Raw genomic sequence first — 16733 nt, 5'->3', positions numbered from 1 at the left:
TCTGGAAATACATGTTGCTGCAATCGTGCACCGCTACATGATTTCCAATTTCAAACAGCACTGCACAAAGCTTGTACGTAAGATGCATTTGGTAAATTGCGTGCAAAATCGACAAATAAACCTTGTGCTGTACTGCCTTTATTATAATCCTTTTGGGTAAGAATGTAAATAGGTAGTATTGTAAACTATTTATGAATCCGTCAAGATACCGCTATCGAGCGATACTGCAATGGGGAATACCCTGTCTGCCTGCGAAACACCCGATTGAAATAGCTAACATTTTCATACCCACAAGAAAAAGCAATTTCTAAAACAGTTTCATCAGTTTCCAGTAACAATGCCTGTGCCTTTTCAATTCGGACAGCGTTTAAATATGCCGTAAAGTTTTGACCTGTAGCAATGCGAAAATAGCGGGAAAAATATTTTTCAGACATATGAAACTGCTCTGCCATAACTGTAATGGTCAAAGGAGCAGCATAATGCCTCTGAATAAAATGCAACATTTCTTTCAAGCGTTTGCTTTTTTCACTGGGGGAATGCTGCACCGAAACAATCTGATGTTGGCAGAGCATTTGTGCAATTATTTGCAAAAGCTGTGCCTTTACCATAAGTTCATACCCAACACTTTTTTGCTCCGCGGCAATTTGAATCTGATACAAGGTTTCACGCAGAAAATATTTTTCAGTTTCATTGGTAACTTGTACCGGAAACCGCAGTACCCCTTGTACAATTTGTTCCAAGTAAGTCTGAGCAGCATCGCTTTCTGAAAAAGTCAATGCCTGTAACGGAAAAATAACTGTACGATATACTAACTGATTATCCTCTGAAACAATTCGGTGCAGTTCCTCCTGATTGATACAGAAAATATCGCCCTCTACTGCGGAAAACGTTTCATTTCCAATTGTAATTACCGCTGTACCATGCAGCATTTGCATAATTTCTATATTTCTGTGCCAATGCAGCGGTACCAGAAAATGCTGATTTCCATCTGCACGTGTCACAAAACATTCCATAGGGAATCGTGGGGTACCATGTTTTCGCTTCTCATAAAATTTCTGTTTTTCCAATTCCGACACCTCTGTTTCTTTTTTTCTCTGCATTTTGACAATCAGAGAAAATTAGTGGAAAAAGTACAAGAATCCGAGGATATAGTACTAGATTTTACGGATTATTACAGATATAATATAACACAGAACAGGCAATCTGTCAACCATTGATCTATCAACTTTAGGAGGTTTATATATGAAATTTCAGGACAATTTTTTATGGGGAACTGCTTCCGCCGCATATCAGGTAGAAGGTGCATATCAAGACGATGGCAAAGGCTTAAACGTCTGGGATGCTTACACACAGGAAGACGGTCATGTGGCACACAGCGAAAACGGAAATATTGCATGCGACCACTATCATCACTTCAAAGATGATGTGAAAATGATGAAAAAAATGGGCATTCGCAATTACCGGTTTTCAATCAGCTGGACAAGAGTTTTGCCGGACGGTACTGGAAAAGTAAATCAGAAGGGATTGCAGTTCTATTCTGATTTGGTAGACGAACTGCTGGCAAACGGCATTGAGCCGTTAGTAACGCTGTTTCACTGGGACTATCCTCTGGCACTGCATCAAAAGGGTGGCTGGCTGAATCGTGATTCCTCAGACTGGTTTGCTGAATATGCCAAAGTCGTAGTCGATGCTCTGTCCGACCGTGTAAAGTATTGGATGACCATTAACGAACCGCAGGTATTCATCGGCTGCGGCTATGCCATTGGAAAATTTGCTCCTTTCGAGGTGCATCAGGCACACGACTTGACTCGCATGACACACAACGTTTTGCTGGCTCACGGAAAAGCAGTACAGGTGATCCGGAAGTATGCAAAGCAGAAGCCAACTGTTGGATTTGCCTTTGCAACACCCTGCTGCACACCGGAAAGCAATACACCGGAAGCCATTGCAGAAGCAAAACGTAAGAGTTTCGCTTTTACTAAGAATCGCTTCCCATTTGAACTTGCTTGGTGGGCAGATCCGATCTTCTTTGGCAAGTATCCGGAAGAAGCTTATCGGATTCTTGGAAACGACATGCCGGAAATTCTGGAAGGGGATATGGAAATCATCTCTCAGCCGGTCGATTTTTACGGTGTCAATATTTATGAGAGCAAGGCTACGGAAACAGAATTTGGCTATGCAGAAAACGCTTATATCGGCTGTGCAAGAACACAAATGGGTTGGCCGGTAACACCTGAGGTACTGTACTGGAGTCCGTTGTTCCTATATGAACGCTATCAGAAACCGATTCTGCTTAGTGAAAACGGTATGGCAAGCCATGACTGGGTACAGCTGGACGGTAAAGTTCATGATCCGCAGCGAATTGATTTCATGAAACGGTATCTGCGGGAACTGTATCGTTCGATGCAGGACGGAGCAAAGGTAATGGGTTACATGTACTGGTCTGTCATGGACAATTTCGAATGGGCTGACGGTTATGATAAGCGTTTCGGTTTGGTACACGTGGATTATCAGACACAAAAGCGTACCATAAAGGATTCTGGTTATTTCTACCGCGATGTAATTAACACTAACGGAGAAGCCATTTTCAGTGATACTTGGACGGAACAGTAATTCTGATTGTTCAGTAAATACATTCCATAACAAAAAATAGAAACGCTCTGGAAAGCTTTGTTTAATCCGCTTTCCAGAGCGTTTTTCACGTAAAAATAGAAATTACAATTTCAGGAACAGAGCAGAGAATAAAATCAACAGCATGCAAATCGGGCAGATAAATTTGATCATAACACGATACAAACCTTTCACACGAAAGCGTGCATTCTTCTCGATTTCATCTTCTACAAAAGTTGTTTTTACAACAAATCCAACCAACACACAAGTCATCAATGCGACAATCGGCATCATAATGTTATTGCTAATATAGTCGAAGAAGTCCAGGAACTGCATGTGGAAAATAGTGAAATCAGACCAAATGCTATATCCAAAGACAGAAAGTAAACCGATCAGAAACGATATGCCGGTAACAATCAGGCAACTGGGAATCCGTTTCCAGTGGAATCGTTCTTCCACAATGGAAACAACTGTTTCCATCAAAGAAATGGAAGATGTCATTGCAGCCAGTACCACCAACAAGAAAAATACTGCACCAACGATCTGTCCGCCCAACATTTCCTTGAAAACATTCGGGAGTGTGATAAACATCAGACTTGGACCAGCATTCAAAGCATTTTCATCACCACCGGAAAAGACAAAAACTGCCGGAACGATAATCAGTCCAGACAGAAAAGCTACCAAAGTGTCGAACACTTCAATCTGGCGAACAGAACTTTCAATGTTATCTTCTTTCCGCATGTAAGAACCATATGTAATCATAATACCCATTGCCAATGACATAGAATAGAACAACTGTCCTACTGCGGCAATTACTGTTTTTATAGAAAACTGGTTGAAATCCGGCTTGACATAGTAGATCAATCCATCAATTGCTCCCGGCAAAGTCAACGTATAGATACTAATTCCTACAATCAGAATCAACAATACCGGCATCATTAGCTTGCTGACTTTCTCTACCCCTTTTTGCACACCTAGCATAACAACTACTGTGGTAAGGAGAATGAAAATTGCAAAAAACAACATCGGTGATCCGGCATGACCGATAAAGTTAGAGAAATAAGAACCGTCACCGGCCGCACTTGCTCCAGAACCAGTTGTAAATATCACCAGATATTTCAGCACCCAACCTCCGATCACACAGTAGTAGGGAAGGATAATTACCGGAATCGCTCCTGCTAGCCAACCAAGCGGTTTGAAATGACAGTTCATATCTGAATATGCCTGTATGACACTTTTTCCGGTACGCCGTCCAATGGCAATCTCTGTGACCATCAGGGCAAAACCAAACGTAACCGCAAAGATCAAATAGACCAGAAGGAACATACCGCCGCCGTATTTCGCAGCAAGATAAGGGAAACGCCAAATATTTCCCAATCCAACAGCAGAGCCCGCAGCTGCTAAAATAAATCCCAGCTTGGATCCAAATCCGCTTTTGACTTGTGTAGTTTTTGATTGCATATGATAAAATACTCCTCTCTTTTCACTTGAAGCATGCTAATATGAAAATATCAACAAGTTCAATTTTCTGTACACCAGCACAAAAGTGCGTTCACAAAGATTTCTTTTATCACACCTGTGAGCACACTCTATTTAGTATACACGATTTCTGTAGAATTGTCAATGAATATTATGAAAAATCACAATGAAATCCTATGGATATATCATAAAACGCCGCCCTGTTTTGCAGAGCGACGCTGTACGAAAAAGATTGATTTTATTCTGTCATTTTGCTTAAGGCAATACCGCACAAAGAGCGTCTGGCGACTTTGCGCGCCATCTGCTTGCAAATTTCCCGTCATATTTCACAAAAATGCTCGTGAATACATCAAGTATTCACTCCGCTTTTTGTTTCATCTGACGAAAAATTTGACGACGCATCTGTCGCACAATCTTTGTGCGGTATTGCCTTAAACGATTTCAGCAAGAGGAATTGTCACAGTTTTTCTGTCACCGGTTTTATTGTAAGGATAAGAAACTTCCAATTCTTTTTCCCGAACGGTAATCTGCAAATTGCCAAAGGAGCACACATTATTTCCGGAATCGTCTTTTGTCCAGACTGCCTGAGAATCCGAGAACACGGAAAACGCTTCGTCCAGCGGCAGGGAAGCCAACCGATTAAAGTTGTGATATAGAACTATGCCAGACGGCGAGGTACTGTACAAAATCACTTCGCTGTAATTTCCAAAGCTATACTGATTGACAGCAAACCCTTCTCCCATGGTATCCGGAATTGTCGTAAATGCCCATGCTCCATTATTCAGCAAAAACTCATCATTATAATCCGCATAAGTAACTTCTGCATTTTCTGCAATATTCTTGGAAACTGCAAGCATACTGATCTGCATAACTCCGTCGCAGGATACAGGCTGTTTTTTTCGACAGGATACTGTGATTTTACGAGTGTTTTCATTTTGGGTAACCCGGAACACAGTTCGACTGGTGCCTGCAATATCATCATCCACAGATAAATAAAGTGCTTTTTTCTCAAAAAAGCTTTCCGGATATAATTGCAGCAATGTATCGGCTGTGATGTATTCATCTGTGATATTTGCACTTTGAAGCACCGTCCGCAATTCTTCCCTTGAAGAAATCCACTGTTTTTTCATGGAAGAAATGTTCAATACATCATAATATCGCAAGCTTGCAGAAATCTCGGTTTCTCCGACTTCTTTCCATGCTGGTTTTTTTCCGTTCCACTGCTCTATAGGAACTGCAACCCAAAGCAAGTCGATTCCAGTACCGGAGGTGCCGTCAATTTCTGTTCCACTGTAAAAAATCTCAATGTAGCCATTGTCCTGCTGCACAACTTTTTCGGGTGCATAGACTACAGAATTGCATTTTACAGTCGGACGTGCAAACAGCACATAGTCTGCAAAGAACGCATCGTTAAAATAGTCACGCAATTGCTGGGTAACTGCATTTTCATACAAAGGAGCGAGGCTATCCTCAAAGTCCTGTTCCGATGTCAGCACCATTTCCGGACGGCTGTTCAATGCACGATTCCAGCCGCTTTTGGTAACTGCTTGAATATTTTGTTCCACTGAAAGTTGACAGCTGCTTGTGTCCAATGTTTTAGAATTCCACACCGGTGCTTTTCCATTCCATTGGGACTTGGGCAAAGCAACCAAAAGCAGATCAATAGATTTTGAATGAAAACCGTTGCAAAGTTCCTGTTGATAAGTGATCTGCAGCGTTCCGGTTTTATCCTGTGAAACTTCACAAATTATATTTTCATAGTCGTTTCCGTCTGGTTTTGCAACGAGATCAACAAACAGCACATGGGAAGCAAAAAACTCCGAATCATAGTATTTTTTCAGATTTTCTGTTGCTTTTTCTCCCAACAGCGATGTAATTTGTTCCTCCAATTCTTCCGCAGTAGAAAAAACCAATGCAGAATCGGAACTCTTCGCTTTGTCCCAACCCTGTTCTGTTGCTGTGGTAATATTGAACAGCATATCATACGACGGGAAAATCCAATTGGTATCCCATACAACTTCTTCACCGTGATACTGTGTTTTCGGAATCGTCACCTGAAGCAGCATTCTGCTGTCGATACCAACACAATCCATGAGCATGCCAGAACGATTCGATGCCTTTATGTGCATTTTTCCGTCGGTACCATGAAAAACATCATCAATAGAAAAGAACTCCTGTGTTCCGGCAGGAACTACCGGTGAGATATTGACCAGCAACACATGACTTTGGAAAAATTCTTCTGTATATTGATTGCAGAACGGTTCGGTATTAAGCAGACTATTTTGGGAACCTAGTTCCACGGCAAACTGTTCCCCATATGCATTCCATTCGTCCATTGTGGAAATCACTGCCGGCATAGAGTCTATTTCAGATTCATTTTTGAAATAGACATTGTGAATTGCTGTGGTAGGCGTAAGTGTTCCCTTCTGCGATGTATCCTGTTCCGGCAGGGTAGTGGTGATATGCACCAAAAATCGCAGTAGGGAAGTGGTGTCCTGCATATCGATCGTTCCAGAGGAAGAATCCTGATAGCAATCCCCATTCCGCATCTGCTGTGTATTCAGTATAACGACACCAGCCACATATTTGTTCAGGAGGACAGCATCGTTAATGGCAATTCTTCCGTCCAAATCAATATCCCCATAGAGAGCATCAGCAGGAACTTCTTGTTTGGTGGAAGAACTGGTACTGGTTTCTGTAGAAGCAGAGGCAGTTGAGGTAGTGGTTATTGTGGTTGCGGTTTCGCTTTCCGTAGAAGTCCGCTGCTCCTGCGTTGTAGTTGCAGTAGAAACTGGTATAGATGTAGTGATTTCTGAAGTCGTTTGACTTGTGCCTTCAGTAGATTCTGTGGTTGTCTGGATTGTTGTAATTGCAGCAGTAGTTTCTGTGGAAATATTTGCTCGCAGATAGTGCATCTCCGCATAGAATTCCCGAAACGGCTGTTCCACATTTCCACCAGTAGGCACCTTTTTTGCAATCGCATTCCAGTCTGCCTGTGTTCCGTCATAATATATATCCCGCAATGCAGTATCAGAGAAAGCATCAGCTTCCAGAACCTGAATCGAATGCGGCAAGGTCAGATTAGTCAAGGATTGGTTGTAGAAAAATACACCCTGTGCAATCGTTTCCACGCCGTCCGGCACAGAATACGAACTTTTCAGTGTGTTTTCATTTTCTGCAAGAGCATTCGGATAAGCATACAGTATTTTTTCTTCCTTGTCATAGAGCACGCCGTCTACACTGGTATACGCCGGATTATGCTCATCAACTTCGATTCTCTGCAAATCTGTACACGCCTGAAAGGCAATTCCGCCGATCTGGGTGACACTCTCCGGAATATAAATAGAAGTTAACTGACTCGAAAAGAAGGCCCCTTCTTGAATCGTCGTTACCGGCAGACCGTCAATGGTATCCGGCAGCACAATGTCTGTTTCATCTGCACGAAATCCTGTAATTTCCACATAAGTATCATGTTTGTTGTATTTCAGTAACGCGGCATCTGTTGCTGTTACATCAGAAATAGCCGTTGTTTCTAATGCAGCGGCAGTCATGCTGCTGATGGGAGCAACCTGTACAAGCATTGCACCAAAAACCGCAAGTGCAATCCATTTTTGTTTCATCTTGCTTTCCTCCATTTCATGTAATTTTTCAGTTGAATTTGTGAATGGCATCTACCAGTTCGCTGCCCGTAAAAGTAAGCGGGTTATTGGCATCCGAATTAAAGTATACGCCGTTTTTCCAATAGAATTCCGAGTATCGAACATATGCTCCGTCAGGCACCGCATCTCCGCCATCATTCAAGAAATATAGGAGCGTTTCTCCGACTTTAGGAAGTGATATATCTCCATTGTTCTCAAACAGACTGGTTTCTGCTGCCTGCTCTGCCGTCATATTCCATTGTTCCGGTGTTTCTCCTATATAGGAAAGATATTCCGTCATTGGCATATAACCGCCCTTTATATAAATTGAAATGCAATCTCCGTAATGCAACTCTTTTGCCGAATCAAAAACCATTTCCAGTTTGACATCAACTTGAATCCACGGCTGTCCCTGAATACTGGTATAAGTTACAGCATTTGTTGTGCCGAGTACAATCGTATCCGATTTTGCAATCAGATCTGAAAGTGTGTCAAATGTTATACCTACTGAGGCAACTTCCCAAACGTGTTTTGCAACTGTATAACTGCATGGCGGCTGTACCGTATAATCTTTTGTTTGCATGGGTTCACAGGAATCAGCACGCGTTGTGACGGTCTGTATATCATTTTTGCCGTCCATATAGCGTGTTGTTGTCTGTGCAGCAGTCGTATGCTCTGATGCAACTGCTGTTGATGCAAGGGGAGTGGTCATATGCTTTGTGCCAGTCGTTGTTCTTTTCCGTGTGGTAGAATATGCAACAGAAGTCACAACTGCTTTTGCTGTTGTCGTATCAAATCTTCTTACAGTTGAAACCGCCATTGTAGTTTGCTTGGAATCCGAAGTCGATTTTTCCGGTACTTGGTGAGAGGTGGTATGTTTGGATACTGTACTGGTTGAACTTGACAGAGTATTTTCTGCGGTTGCTAAAACTGTTTCAGCAGAATTTTTTTCACCGGTAGTAACTGTTGTTCGTGTTGTTTCTGCCGTAGTCGTTGTTGCCGGCTCTGTCCAGGCTGTTGTTGTGGTTTCCTGCGGCGGAACAACCTCGAGTTGATCTCTGGAATCGAAAAACGCTTGATACGCACCATACCCGATGCCCAGTACCGCAGCTGCACAGAACACCATTGCAGACTGTCGAATCCACTTCGGATACCGCTGAAAAAAGAGGGGAGTGGCGGTATCTTGTGATTGTTCAGCCTGTATTTGCTGTAGAAACTGTGCTTTTCTTTGAGGAGCAGGCGGTTCAAAACAGTCTTGCAGTGCCTTTTTATATTTCCGTTTCATACCCGTCTGCCTCCTTTCCAAAATGTTTTCGCAGTTTTGCCAGTATAGCTTTCAATTTTCGATGCAGTGCAAAGCGGGATATTCCGTACAGCTGGCTCATCACCGCGACAGGCACTTCATTGACATAACGGAGCAGGATCAGTTCCCGTTCTTCCGCTGTCAATTCTGAAAGAGCATTTCGCAGTGCTACATGTGTGATAAAATCATCATCTTGTACAGAAACAACCGGCATATTTTCCTCACTGAGGGGTTCGGCAGAGGGCTTGCGGTATGTATCAATACAAAGATTTCTTGCAATTACATACAAATACTGCAATTCTTTTCCGGTACTTTGATACTGCGGATGCTGATAGTATCTCAAAAATGTTTCCTGCGTCAAATCTTCTGCAAGTTCCTGACATCTGGTATGAAAAAAACAATATCGATAGATCTTGTCATATTGCTGCGACAGATTCATAGGCACTGCATCTCACCCCTCTCATTGGCATTAACGTTTAAACTGGAAAAATGTGCGTTTAAATTTGTAAATATTTTTTGAACTATAAAATTCTATGACATATCAGAATGTATTTCAACGGTGCTATTCATTTTTATGTGAATATGCTCTATATCATAATCCCCAGTATACCATAATTTTAACAAGTTTGCAAATTTGCTGTTTTTCTGAAAATGTATTTTGAACAGCTGGACAATCCCCCAAAATTGTGCTATAATAAAAAAGGCGGGATTTGTCCTGCCGGATTTTATCGAAAAGGGAGTCTTACAAATGAGAAAAAATTTTGGAGCACAGACATGGATGTATCCGATGCCGGTTCTCATCGTCGGCACCTATGATGAAAACGGAAGGCCCGATGCCATGAATGCGGCTTGGGGCGGCATTTATGAAACCAATCAGATCATGCTTTGCTTGAGTGAAAGCCACAAGACGACAAAGAATATTCGAGCAAAGGGTTCTTTCACAGTCAGCTTTGCAACTGCGGATACGGCTGTTCCAGCTGATTATGTGGGTTTGGTTTCCGGAAATAACACACCGGATAAAATGGAAAAGTCCGGTCTGCACGCAGAAAAGAGTGCTACAGTTGATGCTCCGCTGTTTCAGGAATTCCCGATGGCATTGGAGTGCAAGCTGGTAAAGTTCAATGAAGACGGCATTGTTGTCGGCGAAATTGTCAATGTTTGTGCTGATGAGCGTGTGCTGGACGAAAATGGAAAGATTGATACTGACAAGGTAAATCCGATTGTTTTCGACAGCGTTGCTCACACCTATCGCAAACTGGGTGAAAAAGTTGGCACCGCATTTTCTGACGGCAACCAGCTGAAATAAAAACATATTCTAAGTCAAATCTAAAAAGCAAAAATCACGCAGTTTCAAAAAGCTGCGTGATTTCTATGCGATAGCGATACTATTGAATTTACCACATCAGAGAAGTGAGATCGTCCAGAATACAACCAGCAGCTTTGACTGCCTTACCGGCATTTTTTCGAATGTCATGCTTCTGCTTAGAGGTTGCCTTGGACATCATATAACAAACTGTTCCTACAGTTGCACCAACTGTAACCCCGCGAACTACAGATTTTACGGTCATTTTTGCATACTCCTTTCCGCATTTTCATTTTTCAGCGATTTCTGCTGCATGCTTATTATGCGAAAAGAAGACTGCATTTATCCCTGTATATCCATTCCACAACTGGAAAAGAGAGGGCTTTTATGAAATTATCACAATTGAACATCGTTTTAGTCGAACCGCAAATTCCGCAGAATACCGGAAATATTTCCAGAACCTGTGCCGTTACTGGAGCAAGGCTGCATTTAGTGGAACCTCTTGGATTTACGGTGACAGACAAGCACCTCAAGCGTGCGGGGTTGGACTATTGGGACAAGCTGGACTTGACATATTACACGAACTGGGAGGACTTTTGCGACAAAAATCCGGAAGGGGAGAGGTATTTCTTCACAACAAAGGGCAGACATATTCACAGTGATGTTTCTTATCCAACAGATAAACCTGTGTATCTGGTATTCGGCAGAGAAGACAAAGGACTGAACGAATCTCTGCTAGTACAACATCCGGACACCTGTGTTCGCATTCCTATGCGAAATACCCTTCGCAGTCTGAACCTTTCCAATTCTGTGGCAATTGCAGCATATGAAGTATTACGGCAATGGGAATATCCAGAGTTATCTGTAGAAGGCGAACTGACACAGTTTACATGGGAATAAAATACTTTGAAATTGATATAAAAACAACGGGCAAGTTACATGATTATTGTAACTTGCCCGTTGTTTTAGCAATACATATCAATGTTATGTATTAGTGATTCACTCTGGATTTGTAATATCTGTATTCTCTGATTTCGATTCATGATCTTCATTGTTTTCCTGCTCAGCTTGACTTTGACTGTTTCTTTCAAAGTGTGCCAGAGGCGAACTGTCTGTCGCATGTTTCAAAATCTGATTGGACAAATGGGTGTAGATCTCTGTTGTAGAGGTGCTTGCATGTCCCAATACTTCTTTTAGCGTCAATGCATCAACATTTCCGTACTGATACATCAGCGTTGCCGCAGTATGCCGCAGCTTGTGGGTAGAAAAGCCTTGTCCGCCAAGATCTGCCTGTGCCAACGCAGTTTCTACTACTTGCTGCACACGCCGTTTGCTGATCCGTGTATGCCGCTTGCTCAGGAAAACAGCAGTTTCCGCAGAGCCCTCAGGCAACTCACGAACTTGTAAGTACGCGTGAAGTGCGTCCATACAGGCTTCATTTAAGTACACCATGCGTTCCTTATTGCCTTTGCCCAGCACACGCATTTTGGCTTCCTTGAAGTTGATGTCTGAAAGATTCAAACCCACCAGTTCGCTAAGCCGTATTCCGCAATTCAAGAACAATGTCAATATGCAATAATCCCGTTCTGGATATGCAGAATTCAAAGATTGCAGCAATTGCTGGCTTTGTTCCAATGTCAAATATCGCGGCAAAGCTTTTTTCGGCGATGGCAGTTCCAATTGCTCAGTCGGGTCTTGCGAAATCAATTTCTGATGTTGGCAGAGATAGCGGAAAAAGCTACGCAGTGCAGAAACTTTTCGGCCGCGGGCACGATCATGATTTTCACGTTCTTCTGTAACATAATACAGATAGTTATATAAGTCCTGCAATGTCACAGATTGCAAAGCAGATATGGACATATCTTTGATCGGAATCTGCTGCAAGTCGTTGATGTCCTGAAACTGCGGCTCACGCATCATGCGAAGATACTTCAGAAACAAACGAATGTCCAGGTAGTATTCCTGTACCGTACGGCTAGACAATGATTTCGTTACAGTGATATATAAAATATAATCCAGAAAAAAATCAGGGCACTGTTTGCGATCAATTTCCAAAATAATTGCCCTCCCCTCGTAATTGGGCCCTCTTAATTGCACCAAATTTGTATTTGGTGCAATTGCATATTAGCATTTCCCTGTCATATTTCGGCTCATTGCAAATATGCCTGCAGCACCTGTTCTGCACAACGAATTCCGTCTACTGCCGCAGATGTGATTCCACCTGCGTATCCGGCTCCTTCGCCGCATGGATACAAACCAGCCAGCGACACTGACTCACAGTTTTCGTTCCGAACAATGCGTACAGGCGACGAACTGCGGCTTTCTACGCCAGTCAATACTGCATCTGTTGCTGCAAATCCATGAATCTTACGATCCATGGCTGGAATTCCAAGTCGCAAAGTTTCTGCAACAAATGCCGGTAAATATTCATCTGGTGAAATCCAATTGACACCCGGCTGATACGTTGGTTCAATTTTTCCGCAACCAGTCGCAGCGTGTTTTTGCAAAAAATCGCCAACACAGCAAACTGGTGCATAATAATTGCCGCCGCCAGCTTGAAATGCAGCTTCTTCCAGTTTCTGTTGAAACCGCATTCCGGCTAACGGATGTGAATCCTGCAACTCTACCGCGGAAACACCGACCAGTAATGCACTATTGGCATTTCTGCCATTTCTGGCATAATTACTCATACCGTTGACAACCAGTCGATGTTGTTCTGAAGATGCTGCAACGACTTCCCCACCCGGACACATGCAAAATGTGTACAAACTATGTTTATTTGGCAAGTGCACAGCCAGCTTATAATCTGCAACCGGCAGTTCCGGCGGAGAGGCTTCCCTGCCGTACATGGCATGATTTAACCAATCCTGCGAATGCTCGATTCGCATACCGACTGCGAAGTTTTTTTGCGTCATAGAAATGTTCGCATTGTACAGCATTTCAAACACATCTCGAGCACTATGCCCCACAGCAAGAATACAGTGAGAGGTAAGAATTTCTGTCGTTTTTCCGTCCTTTTGGTACTGTACAGCTGTCAGCTTGCCATTTTTCTGTACCAGCTTTTCCATGTGAGCCTGAAAGAGGATCTCTCCGCCGTATCGTTGAATTGTTTTCCGCATTTCTCGCACGACATGTACCAGCTTATCCGTTCCGATATGCGGTTTTGCCAGATAGAGAATTTCTTCCGGTGCACCGCACTCTACAAAGCTTTGCAGCACAAAACGAATTCGCGGATCCTTAATGCCAGTTGTCAGTTTGCCATCTGAAAATGTTCCTGCACCGCCTTCGCCAAACTGCACATTGCTGTCTGTACAGAGTACGCCGGTTTTTCGGAAATTTGTCACATCTTCTTGTCGCTGCTCCACGCATTTTCCACGTTCCAGTACAATTGGACGCAATCCCGCCTTTGCCAGAACTAATGCCGCAAACATGCCCGCCGGACCAAATCCCACAATTACAGGACGATTTGCTTGGCTTACGGGAACTGTACATTTTGGGATACGATAATAATAAGGTACATACGACTGAATGTCAGCATCTTTTACAGCACGCCGCAGAATTTTTTCCTCATTTAAAACGGCAACTGCAACGGTCAAAATCACAGTGATTTTCGGTTTTTTCCGTGCATCAACAGAGCGTTTCAAATATAACACTGACTGAATTTCTTGTGCTGAAATATGCAGCCGTTGTGCAATCTTCTGCCGCAAAATATCTTCCGTGAACCGCAAAGGCATAGAGAGATTCGTTAATTTAAGCATACAGTGTCACCTCTTTTCTGCAAAATTCTGCAAAATTTGTTTCGCCGCATTTTCTCCGGAAAATTGTCCGGATTGCCATGCCCAATTCAGGTTATAACCGCCGCAGTTTCCATGAAAATCCAAGATCTCACCTGCAAAAAACAAGCCATTTACCAAACGAGATTGCAAATCCGCATCAATTTCCTCTGCTGGAATGCCACCGGAAGTCACTTGAGCCTCTTGCCAACTACCCCTGGAGAAAACCGGAAATTTCCAAGTAAGAATAGTTTTCACAACTTGCTCCAATTGCTGCGGCGTAATTTCATAAACAGGCGTATCCATTGACATGGCAATACCGGCACTTCGCAAAAGCTGTATGCCTGCCTTTTTAGGCAGCAAGCCAGTCAACCAGTCCTCCAGTTTCCAATTTGTCCGAACGCCATATAATTGCCACAACAAAGGAAGTAGCCGTTGTTCTGGAATTTCTGGCAAAAGCCTTAGACAAATTGCAGCCGGTTCCTGTCCCACACAAGCAGCAGACAGATTCATCACGCATATTCCGGAGATAGTCCGTTCTGTAAATTGCACTTCTCCTGTATCTACCGCAAGAACAGTGCCATTTTCAGAAATTGCAGTCACTTCTGCCGAAAGACGGATACCTTTCAATAATCGCAGTAAGACTGGTTTTGTTAAAAAATGCACCAATGCCGGCTTTGGTGCATTGCAATGATGCCCCAAATTCAAAAGCCATGAGAATGCTGACCCGTCAGAGCCGGTTTTAGGAGCAGCAAATCCACCTGTTGTTACAATTGCCGCACTTGCAAGGAAATCTCCTTGTGTGGTCTTTGCCAAAATTCCCGATTCCGTCTGCTGTATATCGGAAACCAAACAATCGCAAACGTCAGAAATCCCCTCTTGTTCTATTGTCAAACGAAGTGCATCTAATACGCTCGCCGCCTGATTCGAACAGGGATACAGCCTGCCATCAGATTCACGACGGCAGTACAGTCCCATGCTTTGAAAAAATGCTTCTGCTGGCTGCGTCTGTTCTATAATTGTATTCCAGTACTTTTTACAGGAGCCGTAATAATATCGGGAATCTGTTGAAATGTTCCCAAGGTTGCAGCGACCGTTTCCGGTAGCCAGTATCTTTTTTCCAACTCTGGAATTACGCTCCAGAATTGTAACAGATAACTCCGGACAAAAACGTTTTGCTGCAACAGCGGCGGCGAGGCCTGAGGCTCCGCCGCCGATAATCATTATATCTGTTGTATACTGCTGCATGGTTCTCCCATTAGTTCTTGATGCTGTGCATCGGTGCTGGAATGCGACCGCCGCGTGCAATGAACTTTGCAGCGGACTTCCGCTTTACAGGCATAACCGGTGCACTGCCGAACAAACCGCCGAATTCCAACATATCGCCTTCCTTCAGACCAATTGCAGGAATCAAACGAACTGCGGTTGTTTTGTTGTTGACCATACCGATTGCCATTTCATCTGCAATAATTGCGGAAATGGTAGACGCTTCAATATCGCCGGGAACTGCGATCATATCCAGACCAACGGAGCAAACAGAAGTCATTGCTTCCAGCTTTGTCAGTGTCAATGTGCCGTCTACTGCTGCATCGATCATGCCGGCATCTTCCGAAACCGGAATAAACGCACCAGACAGACCACCAACATTGGAAGAAGCCATAACGCCGCCCTTCTTTACCGCATCATTCAGCAGAGCCAGAGCAGCTGTAGTACCATGTGTACCGCAGGTTTCCAGACCCATTGCTTCCAGAATATGTGCAACGCTGTCACCAACAGCCGGTGTGGGTGCCAGAGAAAGGTCTACAATGCCGAACGGAACGCCCAGCATCTGCGATGCCTTTGCACCTACCAGCTGACCCATTCTGGTGATCTTGAATGCGGTCTTTTTGATGATGTCTGCAATCTGATCGATCGAAGCGTCCGGATACTTGGATACGGTAGAACGTACAACGCCCGGTCCGGAAACACCAACATTGATAACGCAATCCGGCTCACCGACACCGTGGAACGCACCAGCCATAAACGGATTATCTTCCGGTGCATTACAGAAAATGACCAGCTTGGACGGTCCAACACACTGACGATCTGCTGTCAGCTTTGCAGATTCCAGAACAATGTCACCCATGATACGAACTGCATCCATGTTGATACCGCTTCTGGTGGAACCTACGTTGACAGAAGAACACAGACGAGTAGTTACATCCAGTGCTTCCGGAATGGAACGAATCAGTTCCAGATCTCCTGCACTGAATCCCTTGTGAACCAGTGCGGAATAACCGCCGACAAAGTTGACACCACAGGTTTCAGCTGCACGCTGCAAAGCCTTGGCGAACTTTACCGGATTTTCCTTCGGGCATGCAGCTGCCAGCATAGCAACCGGTGTTACGGCAATTCGCTTGTTGATGATCGGGATACCGTATTCCTTTTCAATCTTTTCACCGGTTTCTACCAGCTTTTCTGCCTTTCTTGTGATCTTGTCATAGACCTTATCACAAGCCTTATTGATGTCGGGGTCAATACAGTCCAGCAGAGAAATACCCATCGTGGTAGTACGAATGTCCAGACACTCATCCTGAATCATTCGGATCGTTTCCAGAATATCTCCTGCATTAAACATAGTGCTATTC

Annotated in this window: 13 protein-coding genes; 3 read left to right on the top strand and 10 right to left on the bottom strand. The window is 43.6% G+C overall.

The features are described from left to right. Nucleotides 1-200: 200 nt before the first annotated feature. Nucleotides 201-1067, bottom strand: coding sequence for an AraC family transcriptional regulator (locus DXB92_RS03410; RefSeq protein WP_169726001.1), 867 nt, complete (start codon nucleotides 1065-1067; stop codon nucleotides 201-203). A gap of 175 nt (nucleotides 1068-1242) precedes the next feature. On the opposite strand from DXB92_RS03410, the gene DXB92_RS03405 reads away from it, so the two are divergent. Further along, nucleotides 1243-2613 (top strand): GH1 family beta-glucosidase, encoded by a 1371-nt coding sequence (locus DXB92_RS03405; protein WP_021682256.1) that lies wholly within the window; start codon nucleotides 1243-1245, stop codon nucleotides 2611-2613. Between the two features lie 102 nt (nucleotides 2614-2715). On the opposite strand, the gene DXB92_RS03400 is transcribed toward DXB92_RS03405, so the two are convergent. From DXB92_RS03400 to DXB92_RS03385, 4 genes are all read right to left on the bottom strand, one after another. Beyond that, the gene (locus DXB92_RS03400; RefSeq protein WP_117732408.1) at nucleotides 2716-4071 is read right to left on the bottom strand and encodes a sodium-dependent transporter; all 1356 of its coding nucleotides are present in this window, start codon (nucleotides 4069-4071) and stop codon (nucleotides 2716-2718) included. A 449-nt stretch (nucleotides 4072-4520) separates the two neighbouring features. Continuing rightward, nucleotides 4521-7709: a leucine-rich repeat protein gene (locus tag DXB92_RS03395; RefSeq protein WP_181976880.1), complete on the bottom strand. Its 3189-nt coding sequence runs from the start codon at nucleotides 7707-7709 to the stop codon at nucleotides 4521-4523. Between the two features lie 28 nt (nucleotides 7710-7737). Next, nucleotides 7738-9012, bottom strand: a complete 1275-nt coding sequence (locus tag DXB92_RS03390) for a hypothetical protein (protein ID WP_117732404.1) — start codon at nucleotides 9010-9012, stop codon at nucleotides 7738-7740. Then, nucleotides 8996-9469 carry a sigma-70 family RNA polymerase sigma factor gene (locus DXB92_RS03385; RefSeq protein ID WP_117732402.1) on the bottom strand — a complete coding sequence of 158 codons (474 nt, stop codon included), beginning with the start codon at nucleotides 9467-9469 and terminating at the stop codon, nucleotides 8996-8998. Before DXB92_RS03385 ends, DXB92_RS03390 begins: the two co-directional genes overlap by 17 nt. A gap of 309 nt (nucleotides 9470-9778) precedes the next feature. Here DXB92_RS03385 and DXB92_RS03380 point away from each other — a divergent pair, with 309 nt between their 5' ends. Continuing rightward, nucleotides 9779-10336, top strand: a complete 558-nt coding sequence (locus DXB92_RS03380; RefSeq protein ID WP_117732400.1) for a flavin reductase family protein — start codon at nucleotides 9779-9781, stop codon at nucleotides 10334-10336. A gap of 88 nt (nucleotides 10337-10424) precedes the next feature. Here the strand turns inward: DXB92_RS03380 and DXB92_RS13485 are convergent, their stop codons facing one another. Then, complete coding sequence (locus DXB92_RS13485) at nucleotides 10425-10598, bottom strand: hypothetical protein (RefSeq protein WP_156902500.1); 174 nt, start codon at nucleotides 10596-10598, stop codon at nucleotides 10425-10427. Between the two features lie 122 nt (nucleotides 10599-10720). On the opposite strand from DXB92_RS13485, the gene DXB92_RS03375 reads away from it, so the two are divergent. Further along, entirely contained in the window at nucleotides 10721-11233 is a 513-nt protein-coding gene (locus DXB92_RS03375) for a tRNA (cytidine(34)-2'-O)-methyltransferase (RefSeq protein WP_021682263.1), read from the top strand. 99 nt (nucleotides 11234-11332) lie between these two features. On the opposite strand, the gene DXB92_RS03370 is transcribed toward DXB92_RS03375, so the two are convergent. The 4 genes from DXB92_RS03370 to DXB92_RS03355 all read right to left on the bottom strand — a co-directional run bounded on the left by DXB92_RS03370 (nucleotide 11333) and on the right by DXB92_RS03355 (nucleotide 16723). After that, entirely contained in the window at nucleotides 11333-12388 is a 1056-nt protein-coding gene (locus tag DXB92_RS03370; RefSeq protein WP_117732398.1) for a tyrosine-type recombinase/integrase, read from the bottom strand. A gap of 95 nt (nucleotides 12389-12483) precedes the next feature. After that, entirely contained in the window at nucleotides 12484-14091 is a 1608-nt protein-coding gene (locus tag DXB92_RS03365) for an FAD-dependent protein (RefSeq protein ID WP_117732396.1), read from the bottom strand. A gap of 6 nt (nucleotides 14092-14097) precedes the next feature. After that, nucleotides 14098-15354, bottom strand: coding sequence for an aminoacetone oxidase family FAD-binding enzyme (locus tag DXB92_RS03360; RefSeq protein ID WP_117732395.1), 1257 nt, complete (start codon nucleotides 15352-15354; stop codon nucleotides 14098-14100). Between the two features lie 10 nt (nucleotides 15355-15364). Further along, entirely contained in the window at nucleotides 15365-16723 is a 1359-nt protein-coding gene (locus DXB92_RS03355; protein ID WP_117732513.1) for a PFL family protein, read from the bottom strand. Nucleotides 16724-16733 lie beyond the last annotated feature (10 nt).

Source organism: Ruminococcus sp. OM06-36AC, assembly GCF_003438725.1.
Taxonomy (GTDB): domain Bacteria; phylum Bacillota; class Clostridia; order Oscillospirales; family Ruminococcaceae; genus Ruminococcus_C; species Ruminococcus_C callidus.
Note: the sequence above shows the minus strand (reverse complement) of the source record. Positions and strands in the feature narration are given on the sequence as shown.

Bases quoted from the DNA above. Each gene is read 5' to 3' on its own strand.
- DXB92_RS03405 (WP_021682256.1), top strand. From the start codon at position 1,243: ATGAAATTTCAGGACAATTTTTTATGGGGAACTGCTTCCGCCGCATAT.
- DXB92_RS03400 (WP_117732408.1), bottom strand. From the start codon at position 4,071: ATGCAATCAAAAACTACACAAGTCAAAAGCGGATTTGGATCCAAGCTG.
- DXB92_RS03395 (WP_181976880.1), bottom strand. From the start codon at position 7,709: ATGAAACAAAAATGGATTGCACTTGCGGTTTTTGGTGCAATGCTTGTA.
- DXB92_RS03390 (WP_117732404.1), bottom strand. From the start codon at position 9,012: ATGAAACGGAAATATAAAAAGGCACTGCAAGACTGTTTTGAACCGCCT.
- DXB92_RS03385 (WP_117732402.1), bottom strand. From the start codon at position 9,469: ATGAATCTGTCGCAGCAATATGACAAGATCTATCGATATTGTTTTTTT.
- DXB92_RS03380 (WP_117732400.1), top strand. From the start codon at position 9,779: ATGAGAAAAAATTTTGGAGCACAGACATGGATGTATCCGATGCCGGTT.
- DXB92_RS13485 (WP_156902500.1), bottom strand. From the start codon at position 10,598: ATGACCGTAAAATCTGTAGTTCGCGGGGTTACAGTTGGTGCAACTGTA.
- DXB92_RS03375 (WP_021682263.1), top strand. From the start codon at position 10,721: ATGAAATTATCACAATTGAACATCGTTTTAGTCGAACCGCAAATTCCG.
- DXB92_RS03365 (WP_117732396.1), bottom strand. From the start codon at position 14,091: ATGCTTAAATTAACGAATCTCTCTATGCCTTTGCGGTTCACGGAAGAT.
- DXB92_RS03360 (WP_117732395.1), bottom strand. From the start codon at position 15,354: ATGCAGCAGTATACAACAGATATAATGATTATCGGCGGCGGAGCCTCA.
- DXB92_RS03355 (WP_117732513.1), bottom strand. From the start codon at position 16,723: ATGTTTAATGCAGGAGATATTCTGGAAACGATCCGAATGATTCAGGAT.